This is a genomic window from Pedococcus aerophilus, assembly GCF_039532215.1.
Classification (GTDB): Bacteria; Actinomycetota; Actinomycetes; order Actinomycetales; family Dermatophilaceae; genus Pedococcus; species Pedococcus aerophilus.
In genome coordinates this window covers 2,177,100-2,189,824 of record NZ_BAAARN010000001.1, presented here as the reverse complement: position 1 = coordinate 2,189,824, position 12,725 = coordinate 2,177,100, and the positions used below count along the sequence as shown (strand labels likewise).

General features: G+C 69.2%; 16 protein-coding genes. 6 read left to right on the top strand and 10 right to left on the bottom strand.

All coding sequences use genetic code 11. The features are described 5' to 3' along the window. Positions 1-879 (bottom strand): hypothetical protein, encoded by an 879-nt coding sequence (locus tag ABD286_RS10445; RefSeq protein WP_344192894.1) that lies wholly within the window; start codon positions 877-879, stop codon positions 1-3. A 212-nt stretch (positions 880-1,091) separates the two neighbouring features. Here ABD286_RS10445 and ABD286_RS10440 point away from each other — a divergent pair, with 212 nt between their 5' ends. Beyond that, the gene (locus tag ABD286_RS10440) at positions 1,092-2,024 is read left to right on the top strand and encodes an NAD-dependent epimerase/dehydratase family protein (RefSeq protein WP_344192892.1); all 933 of its coding nucleotides are present in this window, start codon (positions 1,092-1,094) and stop codon (positions 2,022-2,024) included. A 151-nt stretch (positions 2,025-2,175) separates the two neighbouring features. Here the strand turns inward: ABD286_RS10440 and ABD286_RS10435 are convergent, their stop codons facing one another. The 4 genes from ABD286_RS10435 to ABD286_RS10420 all read right to left on the bottom strand — a co-directional run bounded on the left by ABD286_RS10435 (position 2,176) and on the right by ABD286_RS10420 (position 4,425). Then, positions 2,176-2,508 carry a hypothetical protein gene (locus ABD286_RS10435; protein WP_344192890.1) on the bottom strand — a complete coding sequence of 111 codons (333 nt, stop codon included), beginning with the start codon at positions 2,506-2,508 and terminating at the stop codon, positions 2,176-2,178. A gap of 170 nt (positions 2,509-2,678) precedes the next feature. Beyond that, complete coding sequence (locus ABD286_RS10430) at positions 2,679-3,122, bottom strand: MmcQ/YjbR family DNA-binding protein (protein ID WP_344192888.1); 444 nt, start codon at positions 3,120-3,122, stop codon at positions 2,679-2,681. 59 nt (positions 3,123-3,181) lie between these two features. Further along, complete coding sequence (locus ABD286_RS10425; RefSeq protein ID WP_344192886.1) at positions 3,182-4,021, bottom strand: MBL fold metallo-hydrolase; 840 nt, start codon at positions 4,019-4,021, stop codon at positions 3,182-3,184. 11 nt (positions 4,022-4,032) lie between these two features. Next, positions 4,033-4,425: a hypothetical protein gene (locus ABD286_RS10420; protein ID WP_344192884.1), complete on the bottom strand. Its 393-nt coding sequence runs from the start codon at positions 4,423-4,425 to the stop codon at positions 4,033-4,035. A 63-nt stretch (positions 4,426-4,488) separates the two neighbouring features. On the opposite strand from ABD286_RS10420, the gene ABD286_RS10415 reads away from it, so the two are divergent. Together ABD286_RS10415 and ABD286_RS10410 are read left to right on the top strand one after the other, a co-directional pair. After that, positions 4,489-4,824, top strand: coding sequence for a rhodanese-like domain-containing protein (locus ABD286_RS10415; RefSeq protein ID WP_425565334.1), 336 nt, complete (start codon positions 4,489-4,491; stop codon positions 4,822-4,824). Positions 4,825-4,830: 6 nt separating this feature from the next. Further along, a complete protein-coding gene (locus tag ABD286_RS10410; protein ID WP_344192879.1) occupies positions 4,831-5,346 on the top strand; it encodes a hypothetical protein in 516 nt (171 codons plus the stop codon). A 17-nt stretch (positions 5,347-5,363) separates the two neighbouring features. Here the strand turns inward: ABD286_RS10410 and ABD286_RS10405 are convergent, their stop codons facing one another. The 3 genes from ABD286_RS10405 to ABD286_RS10395 form a co-directional block, all read right to left on the bottom strand. After that, positions 5,364-6,638, bottom strand: a complete 1,275-nt coding sequence (locus ABD286_RS10405; protein ID WP_344192877.1) for a hypothetical protein — start codon at positions 6,636-6,638, stop codon at positions 5,364-5,366. Positions 6,639-6,854: 216 nt separating this feature from the next. Then, a complete protein-coding gene (locus tag ABD286_RS10400) occupies positions 6,855-7,481 on the bottom strand; it encodes a peptidase dimerization domain-containing protein (protein ID WP_344192875.1) in 627 nt (208 codons plus the stop codon). Next, the gene (locus ABD286_RS10395; protein ID WP_344192873.1) at positions 7,457-8,434 is read right to left on the bottom strand and encodes a M20/M25/M40 family metallo-hydrolase; all 978 of its coding nucleotides are present in this window, start codon (positions 8,432-8,434) and stop codon (positions 7,457-7,459) included. Before ABD286_RS10395 ends, ABD286_RS10400 begins: the two co-directional genes overlap by 25 nt. A 289-nt stretch (positions 8,435-8,723) precedes the next feature. Here ABD286_RS10395 and ABD286_RS10390 point away from each other — a divergent pair, with 289 nt between their 5' ends. Then, on the top strand, positions 8,724-9,935 hold the full coding sequence (locus ABD286_RS10390; protein WP_344192871.1) for an ATP-binding protein: 1,212 nt from the start codon (positions 8,724-8,726) through the stop codon (positions 9,933-9,935). A gap of 1 nt (position 9,936) precedes the next feature. After that, a complete protein-coding gene (locus ABD286_RS10385; protein ID WP_344192869.1) occupies positions 9,937-10,458 on the top strand; it encodes a GNAT family N-acetyltransferase in 522 nt (173 codons plus the stop codon). 29 nt (positions 10,459-10,487) lie between these two features. On the opposite strand, the gene ABD286_RS10380 is transcribed toward ABD286_RS10385, so the two are convergent. After that, a complete protein-coding gene (locus ABD286_RS10380; protein WP_344192867.1) occupies positions 10,488-11,129 on the bottom strand; it encodes a maleylpyruvate isomerase family mycothiol-dependent enzyme in 642 nt (213 codons plus the stop codon). Between the two features lie 124 nt (positions 11,130-11,253). On the opposite strand from ABD286_RS10380, the gene ABD286_RS10375 reads away from it, so the two are divergent. Continuing rightward, positions 11,254-11,724: a MarR family winged helix-turn-helix transcriptional regulator gene (locus ABD286_RS10375; RefSeq protein WP_344192865.1), complete on the top strand. Its 471-nt coding sequence runs from the start codon at positions 11,254-11,256 to the stop codon at positions 11,722-11,724. On the opposite strand, the gene ABD286_RS10370 is transcribed toward ABD286_RS10375, so the two are convergent. Continuing rightward, complete coding sequence (locus ABD286_RS10370; RefSeq protein ID WP_344192863.1) at positions 11,705-12,640, bottom strand: aminoglycoside phosphotransferase family protein; 936 nt, start codon at positions 12,638-12,640, stop codon at positions 11,705-11,707. The genes ABD286_RS10375 and ABD286_RS10370 overlap by 20 nt on opposite strands. Between the last annotated feature and the right edge of the window lie 85 nt (positions 12,641-12,725).

Genomic DNA, 12,725 nt, shown 5'->3' with positions numbered 1-12,725 from the left:
CTATTCCGCCTCCATTTCCATCAGTTCACTCTTCAAAATTACCAATTGCGCTTCGATAAAGTGCGCACTGTGGCCAACGTATGAGGCCAAGAAGTCGGGGGAATCGATCATCCATGCCAGTTTTCGCTTCTTCTCGGAAGGAATTCGGCCAGTGCGTTTCGCCTCGTACAGGAGGTGCGTGAGTTCTCCAAGAGTGTCCTGTAGTTTGGTCAACACCTTAATTTCCAGCGCCACCGTACGCGACCCGCCTCCCGCGGCAGGTACTTCTAGAAGACAGTAAAGATGTCTTGCGTGATAGCCGGAGTCCTTCGCGTGGTATTTCACGTATCGGGGAAGGGATTCAGCGTAGATCAACTCCTTGATCTTGTCGCTTACTTGGATCACGCCGTCTACGAACGGAACAACAAACTTGGTTCGCACCAGATCATCTGCGAATTCGCTGACGTTGGACGGAGTGATCCATTGTTGGCTTTTTGAGTACGACGCGCCTGCAACTCGCTCATGCAAGTTGGGAAGGAACGGCGGGTTGGGGGCCAGTTCGTTCTCTTCGATGTTCAGGCGATAGAGCTTGTCTACGACCGAGGGCCACGACTTTGAAACAATGCGGAAATTGGTACTTCCGTCCGCCCACGAATCGATCGATCCAATTGTCCCAAGAATTCGCGAGCTGCGAAGCCCTTCGTGCAACTCGAATAGCGCGTCCGCGAGACGGGTCTCTAAAATCGACGACTCTGCGGCGGCAGCGAAACTGCTGTACTCAGCCTGTTGAGCCGCGAAGTCGACGCCGGTCAGATCGCGCAGCTCCCTGAGCATTCCTGGCAGATTCGTCGAATCCGTCGCGCCACCCAATTCGCCCGTGTCGCCCCCGCCACCCGTCACACGCTTAGCCTTGCACAAGTCCGCGCTAATTCGCTGCGAGTCCGTCAAACGGCGGCGGGCGGCGAACGCGTTTCTTGGAGGACGGTGGTCACGACAGCCGCGCCGCTGCCGGCCAAGGAGTCGCGCAATCTCGGCGGTGCCTACGCCCACAGTGGGCGGTGTGGGGAACCTGCTGATCGGCGGGCTTTCGGGCTGACGGCTAGCGTCGAGGCATGCGCGTAGTCGTCATCGGCGGGACTGGACACATCGGCACCTACTTGGCTCCCAGCCTGGTCGAGGCGGGTCATGAGACCGTGGTGATTAGCCGGGGAACGCAGAAGGCGTACCGCGACGACGACCGTTGGCAGGACGTCGAGATGGTCGTCTGCGACCGCGAGGCCTCCGAGCGTGACGGCACCTTTGGAACGACCGTCGCTGGCCTGAAGCCCGACGCCGTCATGGACCTCACCTGTTTCACCCCCGATCAGGCCCGCCAACTAGTCGAAGCCTTGGACGGCCAGCACCTCATTCACACCGGCACCGTCTGGTCGTACGGCGCGAGCGCCCTGGTCCCGACGAGGGAAGACGCCCCCAAGCACCCCTACGGCGAGTACGGCGTCAACAAGCTCGCCGTCGAGCAGTACCTCATGACCCAGGACCGGGTCCGCGCCAGCGTCGTGCACCCCGGCCACATCTCCGGCCCGGGCTGGATGGCGATCAACCCGCAGGGCAACCTCGACCCCGGCGTCATCGACCGCCTGCGCGAGGACGGCTCCTGCCTGCTGCCCGACCGTGGCGGCGAGACGATCCACCACGTCCACGCCGAGGACGTCGCAGGCCTGCACCAGGCCTGCCTCGACAACTCGGACCAGGCCGTGGGCGAGAGCTTCAACAGCGTCTGCACCGAGGCGCTCACCCTGCGCGGGTACGCCGAGCTCGTCGCCCGGCACTTCGGCCACGAGCCCAAGCTCGAGTTCGCGCCGTGGGCCGAGTTCGAGCAGCGCGTCGACCCCGAGGCAGCCCAGGCCACGATGGAGCACATCGGCCGAGCGCCCATGTTCTCGATGGCCAAGGCCAAGGACCTCCTCGGCTTCGAGCCGAAGCACAGCGTCGTTGACACGGTGCTGGAGTCGCTCGATGCGTGGGTCGCCACCAACCGCCCCTGACAGGCTGGTCAACCGCTGAAGCGACCACAGAGACCAAGGACTTCCCCGACGGCTCGCCCCTCCTCGCCGCGGCACTTACCCGCGGCGACGGAGCCAGGCGTGGCTCTTGGGCGTGGGCGAGGGCGACGACGCGACGCTCTTCGGGGGGCCCTCAGAGTTGCAGGATCCTCAGGACATTCTCGTAGGCCAGGGCGGCGCCTGCGGGGTCGTGAAGGCCGTCGGGCTCGTCGGTGGCGGCGTAGAACAGGGTCAACAGGGCGGTCGTCACGTCCGCATCGCTGAGCGCGATGCACAGCCCGGCGATGACGATGTCGGCGTCATGGTCGTCGAGGTGGTCGAGAGCGATCCCGTTGTGCAGCAGAGTCGCCGCTTCCTCGAAGATCTCCTTGATCATCGTCGGATCCGCCTCAGGCCGTGCCTGCACCACCGCGACGGCGGTCTGGTCGAACCGGTCGAAGAGCGTCCGGGCGGTGCTGCTGGCCATTGAGCGAGGGTGTCAGTGCCGTCGGTGGGTGGGCAACCGAATTGTGGTCGCGGCTCTGTCCAGGGTCCCTCCGGGACTGCGCCCCTGGCCGGATGCCCGCTCTTCTTGCTGTCCTCGGGCTGGGTAGGGCGGTGTGCGTCACCCTCCTCGCCCTCTCTCACCGGCGCGACCTACGGGGCTCGTGCCCCGGCGGGACGCTCGTCCCCACCATCCAGCCGCCGCCTCAACATCTGAGGAGCGCAAAAGCGGTAGCTCTCGGTCACGAGCTCGGCGACCTCGTCCCAGTCGGAGTCCTCGTCGAGCACCATGCCGATGACGGTGGGTGACCACGGGGGCTTGTAGAACGGCGGTCCGGCGTGGGCCAGGGCTGACAGCTCGTCACCGGACGACTGGAAGGTCAGCACGGTGGTCGGCGCGGTCACTCCCGTTAGATCGCGGTAGGCCGAGGTGTAGCCCTCCTGGGCGACGAGGATGTGCGCGAAGGTCTTGCTCCGGACGCGCCACCTCACGCCGGTCCAGGCGTCCTCCTCGTAGGCCTCGGGCAGCGCCAGCGCCGTGGCGGCCACGCGGGCGACCAAGTCACCGGAAGGCTCGATGCGCGGCGAGCGGGGCATGCCCCGAGTCTGTCAGCGACCGCCGACTGCCGAGCCGACTGCGGACCTGGTCGTCCCGCCTAGCCGTCGAGGTGCAGGACGAAGTGCGCGAAGACGTGGCGGCCGCGACGATCGCCGGCCTCCGCCAGCGCCCGAGCCACGTCACGGAGCTGGTCGACGGTCATCTCCAGCGGCGGCTCGTCCGGCTGGAAGGTGGTGCGGATCGGGTAGTCCACGCCCGGGGTGGTGCTCATCTCGATGTGGCAGCCGAGCACGTGGGTCACTGGGTGGGTGTCCGCGAACGCCACGAGCCGGTCGATGGTCTGCGCGAAGGCGACCCGGTCCTCGACGTAGAGCCGCCCCGGGTAGACCGTGTCGCCGGCGAGGAGGAACCCGGTCCGGTCGTCGAAGTACGTCACCGCCGCCGCGTCGTGGCCCGGGCTCGCGATGCAGTCCACCACTCGCCCACCGAGGTCGAGCCGGGCCGGGCGGTCCAGGTCCGATGTGAGCCCGAGGAAGCCGTGGATCGACTTGTGGCCGGCGTCGACCACCGTGGTGTCGGGGCGGTCGGCGAACTGTCCGTCCCTGGCGACGTGGTCACCGTGCGAGTGGGTGTGCAGGACCAGCAGCTCGTACCCGGGACGCGGATGGCGTTGCAACCACTGGTCGACGAGCGCGTCGACGGTGTCGCGCAGCGGAAGCAGCGCAGGATCCGCCATTGCCCCCGTGTCCAGCAGCAGGGCGCGCTCGTCACCGAACAGCAGGAAAAGGAACGGCGCCTCGTAGTTGATGGCCTTGTTCTGCCGCAGGATCACCGTGGCGTCGTCGTGCCAGTGGACCTGCAGGTCCGGGTCGGTGTTCTGCCTGGCCGACTCCGACCCGTGGATCCACCGGACCTGCAACGGCTGCGGGTGACCCACGGGTGGAACAGTCAGGAGTACGTCGGGCGGTTGTCCGAGTCGGGGTCGGCGGCGTCGGGGACGGCCGGGCGGTGAGCCGCGGCGGTCGCGTCCTCCTCGCCATACAGGAGCTGGTCCTTGTCGGTGATGATCGACAGCGGGGCGCCGCTGGACTCGGTGAGCTGCTCGCCGAGGCGGTCGTACGACGTGGGCGGGAGCTGCACGCCACCACTTTCGAGGGCGTCCTTGAGGCGCTCGGCGAGGTCCGACGGGGAGGTGCCGTCGTTGGCCGACTCGCCCATCGCGACGACCGTGCGGACGTAGTGGTCGAGCTGCTCGGGGCTCAGCGACTCCACGAACGGCGTGCTCAGGGTGATCGTGAGACCGCGGTCCGGGGTGTGGCCGACAGGCACCTGTTCAGTCATGGGTTCGACCCTAGTCGCGGGCGGGGTGACATGCCTCGGCGAGCGGCACCCCGCGGTGGCAGGATGGCGGCCATGAACATCCCCCAGGTGTCCGTGTCCGAAGTCGCCGACGACGCCGTCATGCTCGACGTGCGCGAACAGGACGAGTGGGATGCCGGCCACGCCCCCGGCGCGGTGCACATCCCGTTGGGTGATCTGCCCGCGCGCCTCGACGAGCTCCCTGACACCGACTCCGGCACGCTCGCGGTCACCTGCCGCGCCGGTGGCCGTTCGGCCCGCGCGGTGGCGTGGCTGTCGCAGCAGGGCTTCGACGTGGCGAACGTCGACGGCGGCATGAAGGCCTGGGAGGCCGCGGGCAAGCCGCTGGCCGCCGACTCCGGCACCGCGTCGGTCAAGTAGCCGACGATGGCCTGGTTCGGTCGCCGCAAGGACTCGGACACCGAGCCGGAGCCCGTCGAGGAGCTCGAGCTCGCGTCGGCCGGTGACCAGCTCGTCGACGACGGCGAGTCGCTGCGCCCGATCGTCAAGGGCCTTGGCGCCGACGAGAAGGCGCGCATCGACGCCGCCCTGAGAGCCCTCGAGGCGGAGGGTGTGGACGTCGACGACCTCGCCTCCCTGAGTGAGGGCCTCGACAAGGCTTATGCCGCGTGGGCGGCGGGCGACGAGGACAGTCGGCCCGACCACGCAGCGATCGTCGAGCGGTACGCCATCGGCATCGGCACCCACCTCGACCGCACCACCGACCTCGACTGGCAGGTGGTGACCGATGTGTTCGGCACCGACCTGTCGCTGACCGAGGGCTTCAAGGGCTCGTTCGTCGTCGTGCCGCACAACCTCGTCGCCGGACGGTGGATGCGCGGCGAGACCGGCTGGATCCCCGCGGTGGTCGGCCACATCGTCCGCCGCCGCACCCGCCGCTGATCACAGCGGAAGGTACGTCAGTCCTCGTCAGACCCGGCTTCGTCCCTGCCGCGTCGACGCAGTGAGCGCTCGCCGATGCGACCGGACAACTTGCCGGACGCAGACTTGGCGCGGCCGAGTGATTCGGTGCCAACGCGTAGCGAGTCCGTGCCGAGTCGGCGGGCGACGTCGGCACCGCCAGCACCTCGTTCGATGGCGCGGTCCTTCGCGTCGGCTGCCGCATGAGTCCACCGCCGGGCCTCGAGAGACTGCCGTCCACCTTCCAGTCCGAGCCTGCTCTGCAGATCAGTGACGGCGGTCGCGACGTGGTTGCTCGCGCGTACGACATCACGCGAACCCGTCGGGTGCAGTAGCACCTTGTCGTTCGCAGTACTGGCTGCCGCCTCCAAGCGCGACATGAGGTTCTCGGTCGTCTGCCCGATCGCGTCGAGCCGGTTCGCCCGGGCGATGCGGAGACCCACACGGTGCTGCTCGAGCTCGTCAGGTGCCGCGTCAAGCATCCGGTCCAGCTCGAGCACCGCGATGGCGTCTTGGAGCTGGAAGCACCGGGCCAGGACAGCGAGCCACTCACGACTCTTGGTGTCAGCCTCCTTGGACTTGTCCACCAAGTCGCTGATCTTGCGCTGGCTTTCGACGTTCTTGGCGAGGGCATCGAGCTCACCCAAGGCGTACGCCTGGGTGCGCGCGACAGTCCAGGTCGTGCCCTGAACCTTGGACCAGGTGATGTCCGAGACTCGTCCGACCGTGTCCCGGATGGTCATGGCCTCCTCGATGACGAGCTGAACACCGATCATGTCGGCGATCACGGAGTCCTTCTGGGTGCGGAGGATGTCGTCGACCTTGGCGTCGATGACCTCGAGGTACTGCGTGATCTCGTCCATGGCCTGCTGCATGGCCAGTTGGGCCATGAGTCCGGCTGCTCCGGCCAAGAGAGCTGGATTCGTCAGCCCCTTCGCCCCGGTGCCTTTGGCGAAGGTGAGGATGCCCTTGATCTGCCCCTTGTCGTTCCTGACGACCCCGGAGTGGACATTCTTCGCGGTCTCGCTCAACCCGTACTTGTTCACCAGCTCGGCTGACTGCTTGGTCAGCTTCACCCACTGCCCGGAGTTCGCAGCGACTTCGGACCCAGCCGTGGCAACAGACGACCCAGCTCGCAGGGCCTTGCTCAACCGGGGGAGCCCGAGATCCTTCGACTCCAGACCCTCCGACGCGAGGAACCGCTCGACTGCACCGCGTTCTCCGATGACGGCCAGCCCTTCGCCATCGCTGATCAGCTGGATCTCATCGTCCATGGGGCTTCTCCTGGGTCGGCTGGGTGCGCGGCCGACGCTACCTGCGAACCGGACCGTGTGACCCCATACCGGACAAAGTCCCGAACCCACCGCTGATCACAGTGGCAGGCGCGGGCTGACGCGGGCGGCATACCGATCACTGTGATGCCGTCGCGCTGTCCGAACCCGTATGGGACGACAGCAACGCATCACAGTGACCGGTGAGCGACCGCCGGCTCAGGCCTTGAAGCGGGAGAACACGCGGTACATGAACTCCGTGCCCTTCTCCAGGGACTCGGTGAAGATGCGCTCGTCGTTGCCGTGCATGCCGATCAGCTGCTCGTTGCTGATGACGTAGGGGTAGACGCCGTAGCCGGGGATCCCCTTCTTGCGCCACGGCCCCAGGCTCGTGCCCGCCTCGAACAGCGCCGGCGAGAAGCGCGCCCCCGGGTACGTCTGTACCGACGACTGCTTGATCGCCTTGTAGAGCGGGGTGTTGAGGTCCGCGGGCTTGCCGGCCCACGTCTCGTCGAGCATCGCGAGCTGCTCCTCCTCCGAAACCCCTTCTGGCGCAACGACTCTCACCTCGATGTCACGGCCCTTGAGCCGCTTGCGCAGGTCCGCGACGAAGTCACGCGGCTTCTGCCCACCGGGGATCCCGCGACAGTTGACGCGCACGTGCGCCTCGGACGGGATGACGTTCTCCTTGTACCCGGCGTCCTCGATGACGTACGCCGCGGTCGTCCTCAGCAGGGCACTGTGCAGGTAGGGGTAGTCCGACCCCTTCACCACGAGCGCCGCGGCACGCTCCAGCGACCGCTGGCTGCGCGCCTTGAGCATCATCCCCGTATGGCGCGCTCCCACCGGCGGTCGTCGGTCGCGTCCGCGAGGGCCTCGAAGTACTCCCGGGTCACCTTCGTCAGGTGGACGGGCGCGAGGTCGTCGCCGATCGCGGCCACGGCCCTCGACAGGCTGACGATCGCGTTGTCGGGGATGGGCTTGGAGGAGTGGGTCGCGGTGCCGTCGGCGTAGAGGTCGAGGTTGAAGTAGACCTTGTCCTGCCGGGTGACGCTGATGAGCATCGGCGTGGTCTTGTCGGACTGCGCGATGAACCAGCCGCCCTCGGTGAGCACCATCCCGGCATCGAGCTTGTCCCAGTGGTTCTCGGCGAGCCAGCCGGAGCCGTAGCTGCCGGCCTCCTCGTCGCAGTCGGTGAGGATGATGATGTCGCGCTCGAACTTGGCGCCCTCGGCTACGTGGCGCAGCAGCGCGCTGATCGAGGCAGCGTTCGCCCCCTTCATGTCGAGGGCGCCGCGGCCGTAGATCTCGCCCTTCTTCACGGTCCCCGCGAACGGGTCGACGCTCCAGTTCTCGCGCTCCACCGGCACGACGTCGGAGTGCCCGAGCAGCAGCAGCGGCTTGGCGGTTGTCGACGTGCCCTTGATGCGGGCGATGAGGTGGACGTTGTCCGGCTGCGGGGTCGGGATGATCTCGGCCGGGACGCCCGCGGCGTCCCAGACGCTCTTGAGCCACTCGGCGTGGGCGCGCGTCTTGCCGCCTTGGCCGAAGTTCTGGGTGTCGAACGACAGCATCTTCTTCAGCATGCCGACGGGATCGTCGCCGGCGTTCGCGGCCGCGGTGCGGCGGGCTGCCGCCGGAGCGCCGGCCGGTGAGGCGGTCGCCGGGGCGCTGCTGCGGGCCAGGGCGGTCGTGCCGACGCCTGCCGCGGTGAGCGCGGCGACGCCGGTCACGAACGTGCGGCGGTTGACGGCGGGGGCGGGGTCGGTGGTCGGAGCAGGGGTGTGGTCTTGCGTCATGGGGGAGTTCCTCGATTCACGACGGTGTGATGCGTGGACATTTGCCACCTTTCTCCCGTATGTCGTGAATTTCCTCCCCTGCGCTACGTCCGGTCGGTGAGCGGTAGGGCAGGCGGTGCGAACGGCGCTTCTGTCCCGGCGCTCGGATACCCTGACCAGCACGATCGCGGGGTATCGGTGAGTATCGGGATGAGGCTAGACAGCGCCATACGAGGCCATCGACCGCGACACGATCGGTGCGTATCCGCGCCTCTCGGGATATCGCTAGACAGACCCATACCCTGCGATCGTGGACCCGATCCGTAACCCCTATGCCCCCGGCGCAGGCCAGCGCCCACCCGAGCTGGCGGGGCGCGACGAGCAGCTCCAGGCGTTCGACATCGTGCTCGAGCGCATCGCCCGCGGTCGCCCCGAACGCTCCATCGTGCTCACCGGGCTGCGCGGGGTCGGCAAGACCGTGCTGCTCAACGCGCTGCGCTCGGCCGCGGTCCGCGCGCACTGGGGGACCGGCAAGCTCGAGGCGCGCCCCGACCAGGGCCTGCGCCGCCCGCTGTCGGCCGCGCTGCACGTAGCGGTCCGCGAGCTCGGCCACCCGCAGGGCGACGACGTCGACCACGTGCTCGGCGTGATCAAGGCGTTCGCCCAGCGCGACTCCGCCCCCGGCGCCAAGCTGCGCGAGAAGTGGAACCCCGGCATCGACGCCCCCGCCGTCACCGGCCGCGCCGACTCCGGCGACATCGAGATCGACCTCGTCGAGCTGCTCACCGACGTGGGCGGTCTTGCGGCCGACGTCGGCAAGGGCGTGGCGATCTTCGTCGACGAGATGCAGGACCTCACCGCCGAGGACGTCTCCGCGGTGTGCGCCGCCTGCCACGAGATCTCGCAGTCGGGACTGCCCGTCATCGTCGTCGGTGCCGGCCTGCCGCACCTGCCCGCGGTGCTGTCCGCGTCGAAGTCCTACTCCGAGCGCCTCTTCCGGTACCAGCGCATCGACCGGCTCGACCGCAGTGCCGCCGACCTCGCGCTCGTCGCCCCCGCCGAGGACGAGGGTGCCGAGTTCACGTCCGAGGCCCTCGAGGCGATGTATGCCGCGACCGCCGGCTACCCGTACTTCGTCCAGGCCTACGGCAAGGTCGCCTGGGACGTCGCCCCGCGGACACCCATCACCGCCGAGGACATCACCGTCGCGGCACCGGAGGCCGAGGCCGAGCTGGCCGTCGGGTTCTTCGGGTCGCGGTTCGAGCGGGCGACGCCGGCCGAGCGCGAGTACCTGCGGGCCATGGCCGACGCGGCGCTCGCGATGGTCGAGGCCGGCGAGGATGTCGACGAGACCGAGTCGGTGCCGACGTCGGCGGTGGCCACGCTGCTCGACCGCAAGCCGCAGTCGCTGTCACCGGCGCGTGACGCCCTGCTGAAGAAGGGGCTCATCTACTCGGGGGAGCGCGGGCGGATCGCGTTCACGGTCCCGCACTTCGGCCGCTACCTGCGCGCCACCGGCTGACGTGCTGCAGACGGCGCGCCTGCGTTTGCGGCCTCTGCTGCCGGCCGAGGCCGACGTGCTCCATGCCCTGTGGTCCGAGCGCGACGACCCCCGGCTGCCGCCGCACCGTCGCCTGGACGCGTCGGGTCGTCCTACGGCGGCGGAGCTCGCCGAGTCGATCCGTACCGACTCGGTGTGGTCAGCCGGCCCTGATGGCGTCGGCCTGCTTGCGGTCGAGCGACGGGCCGAGGGCGACGTCATCGGCTACTGCGGACTCGTCGCCAGCGGTCGAGGCGAGGAGGGCGAGCCGGAGATCGCGTTCGAGCTGCTGCGTCGGGTCCACGGCCAGGGGTACGCGACCGAGGCGGCACTCGCCGTGGTCGAGCATGCCCGCGCCAGCGGCCACGGACGGCTCTGGGCCACGGTCTGGGACTGGAATGCGCCGTCCCGACGGGTGCTGGCCAAGCTCGGCTTCACCGAGACCGACCGGACCGAGACTGTCCCGGGACGCGGCACCACGATCTGGACCGTCCTCGACCTGTGAGAGGTCGCCCGGCGCTCGGTGACGACGCCTCAGGGACGGGAGGTGCGGGCCAGGTCGGCGACGCCGGGGCCGTGAAGCCGCTCCGCAGCTGCTGCGGTCCGACCGGTGACGAGCAGCAGCAGGTCCTGGACGCGGCCCTCGACCGCGACGCCCTCGCCGACGTCGACCGGGCCGTCTGTCGCGACGAGCCGGAAGCCGCGCAGGCGACGACGGGCATGGAAGGGCCAGCCCATGCGCCATACCCGCTCGAAGCCGGCGAGCGCGGCGGGAACCGGCATCGTGCGCTCGATCCCGAGCGGCACGGCGATGTCCTGGCCGTGGACGAGGGCGTCCATGAGGATGTTGCGGGCGTTGGTGAGGAAGGGCATCGTGCGGGCGGCGGCGTCGCGGTCGAGCTCGGCGACGATCTGAGCGACCGGGCGGCGCGCGTGCTCCCGCGCGACGTCGCGGCCGAAGCCCCACAGGTCACCGCGGGCCTTCGCCAGGCCGACCACGATGGTGCCCGCGGTCGGACCGTTCGGGGTCATCGCGACGTGGGCGGCGACGTCGCGGACCCGCCACTCCGAGCAGAGTGACGGGGCGTCCCACTGCTGGGGTGTCAGTTCGGAGAGGAGCTCGGCCAGGCTCCGCCGCTCGGCCTCGATGGCCGCCCACCGCTCCTCGACCTCCATGGCGACCTCCGCGTCGTACAAGCCATTTGGTCAGATAACTTGACTATAGTGCTCCCGTGACCACGACAGCGCAAGACCCGAGCGCGCCCCGAGCGAAGACGTGAGCCGAGACGTCGGTCGAGACGTGAGCCGATCCCGGGCGCCCCGACGGGCGCGGCCGCTCCTGCCGCAGGACCCGAACCTCGGCGTCCTGCTGTTCATCCCCTCCCGCTCCATGGAGGTGCGGATCCTGGCCGCCGTGAACGAGGCGGGCCACGACGTGACGATGGCGCAGAGCAAGGTGTTCCAGCGGATCGGCCCCGACGGGTCGCGGCTGACGGACCTCGCCGCGGCGGCCGAGGTGACCAAGCAGAGTGCCGCGTTCATCGTCGACCAGCTGGTGGCCAAGGGGTACGTCGAGCGGGTGCCCGACCCGTCCGACGCCCGCGCGCGGCTCATCCGCCTCACCGCTCTCGGCCATGAGGTGGTGGAGGTCGCCCGTCCCGTGCAGCAGCAGATCGAGGCGGAGTGGGTCGAGCACCTCGGGGCGCAGCGGGCGCGGGAGCTCTACGAGACGCTGGTGGAGCTGAGGAAGATCACCGACCCGTTCGCGTGAGCACCCGGTGCTCGGCGACGACGTCGCGCAGGATGCGCAGGTTGGTCACCTCACGTCCCTCGAGGTCCACCGCCGACTTCCACACGGCCCAGCCGCGTGCCCGCGCCCACGTGTCGACATCGAGTCCCACCGCGGAACGGAAGACCTCCCGTGCCGCTCCCTCGAGGAACGTCCACGCGAAGACGAGGTCGCAGGCCGGGTCGCCGATCCCGCACGTCCCGAAGTCGATGACCGCCGCGAGACGTCCGTCGCGCACGAGCAGGTTGCCGGTGGCGACGTCGCCGTGGAACCACACCGGCTCACCACCCCACTGCGAGGTCAGGGCGGTCTCGAACACGTCGAGCGCCCCCGCGCCCAGGTCCGGCTCGAGGGAGCCGAAGGCCTCGCGGGCCTCCTCGCCGTACACCCCGAGGTCGCCCCCGCGGTGGAAACAGTGCTCTCCCGCGACCGGACCGCCGTTCGCCGGGGCCGCGCGCAGCGCGCCGAGGAAGTCGGCCAGGTCGAGGGCGAGCTGCTGCGCTTCGTCGTCGCCCACCGTCGCCGCCGACACGGTCGCGCCCCCGACCCAGCGGCGCACCGACCACGGGTGCGGGTATCCCTCGCCCGGCTTGCCGCTCGCCACCACCTCCGGCACCGGAACGGGCAGGTATGGCGCGAGCACGGGGAGCCAGCGGGCCTCCTTCTCGACGGCCGCGACATACCGGTCGTGGGTGGGGAGACGGACGGACAGGTCGTCGCCGAGCCGGTAGGTGCGGTTGTCCCAGCCGTCGACGGCGACGGGCCGCACGGGCAGCCCCGCCCACTGAGGGAACTCGTCGGCGACCAGTCGGCGGACCAGGGCCGTGTCGATGCCGGCGCGGCCGTCGGGGCCCGGCTGGGCCTCGTGGCCCGGTGGGTCGGTGGGGGAGGGCGTCACGCGGTCGATCCTCAGGCACGCGACGGCAGCCACTCAAGTGGGTTTCGTCCCGATTGGTCACTGTTTCTTCACCGAGCCGTCCGGT

Bases quoted from the DNA above. Each gene is read 5' to 3' on its own strand.
- ABD286_RS10440 (WP_344192892.1), top strand. From the start codon at position 1,092: ATGCGCGTAGTCGTCATCGGCGGGACTGGACACATCGGCACCTACTTG.
- ABD286_RS10435 (WP_344192890.1), bottom strand. From the start codon at position 2,508: ATGGCCAGCAGCACCGCCCGGACGCTCTTCGACCGGTTCGACCAGACC.
- ABD286_RS10430 (WP_344192888.1), bottom strand. From the start codon at position 3,122: ATGCCCCGCTCGCCGCGCATCGAGCCTTCCGGTGACTTGGTCGCCCGC.
- ABD286_RS10420 (WP_344192884.1), bottom strand. From the start codon at position 4,425: ATGACTGAACAGGTGCCTGTCGGCCACACCCCGGACCGCGGTCTCACG.
- ABD286_RS10415 (WP_425565334.1), top strand. From the start codon at position 4,489: ATGGCGGCCATGAACATCCCCCAGGTGTCCGTGTCCGAAGTCGCCGAC.
- ABD286_RS10410 (WP_344192879.1), top strand. From the start codon at position 4,831: ATGGCCTGGTTCGGTCGCCGCAAGGACTCGGACACCGAGCCGGAGCCC.
- ABD286_RS10405 (WP_344192877.1), bottom strand. From the start codon at position 6,638: ATGGACGATGAGATCCAGCTGATCAGCGATGGCGAAGGGCTGGCCGTC.
- ABD286_RS10395 (WP_344192873.1), bottom strand. From the start codon at position 8,434: ATGACGCAAGACCACACCCCTGCTCCGACCACCGACCCCGCCCCCGCC.
- ABD286_RS10380 (WP_344192867.1), bottom strand. From the start codon at position 11,129: ATGGAGGTCGAGGAGCGGTGGGCGGCCATCGAGGCCGAGCGGCGGAGC.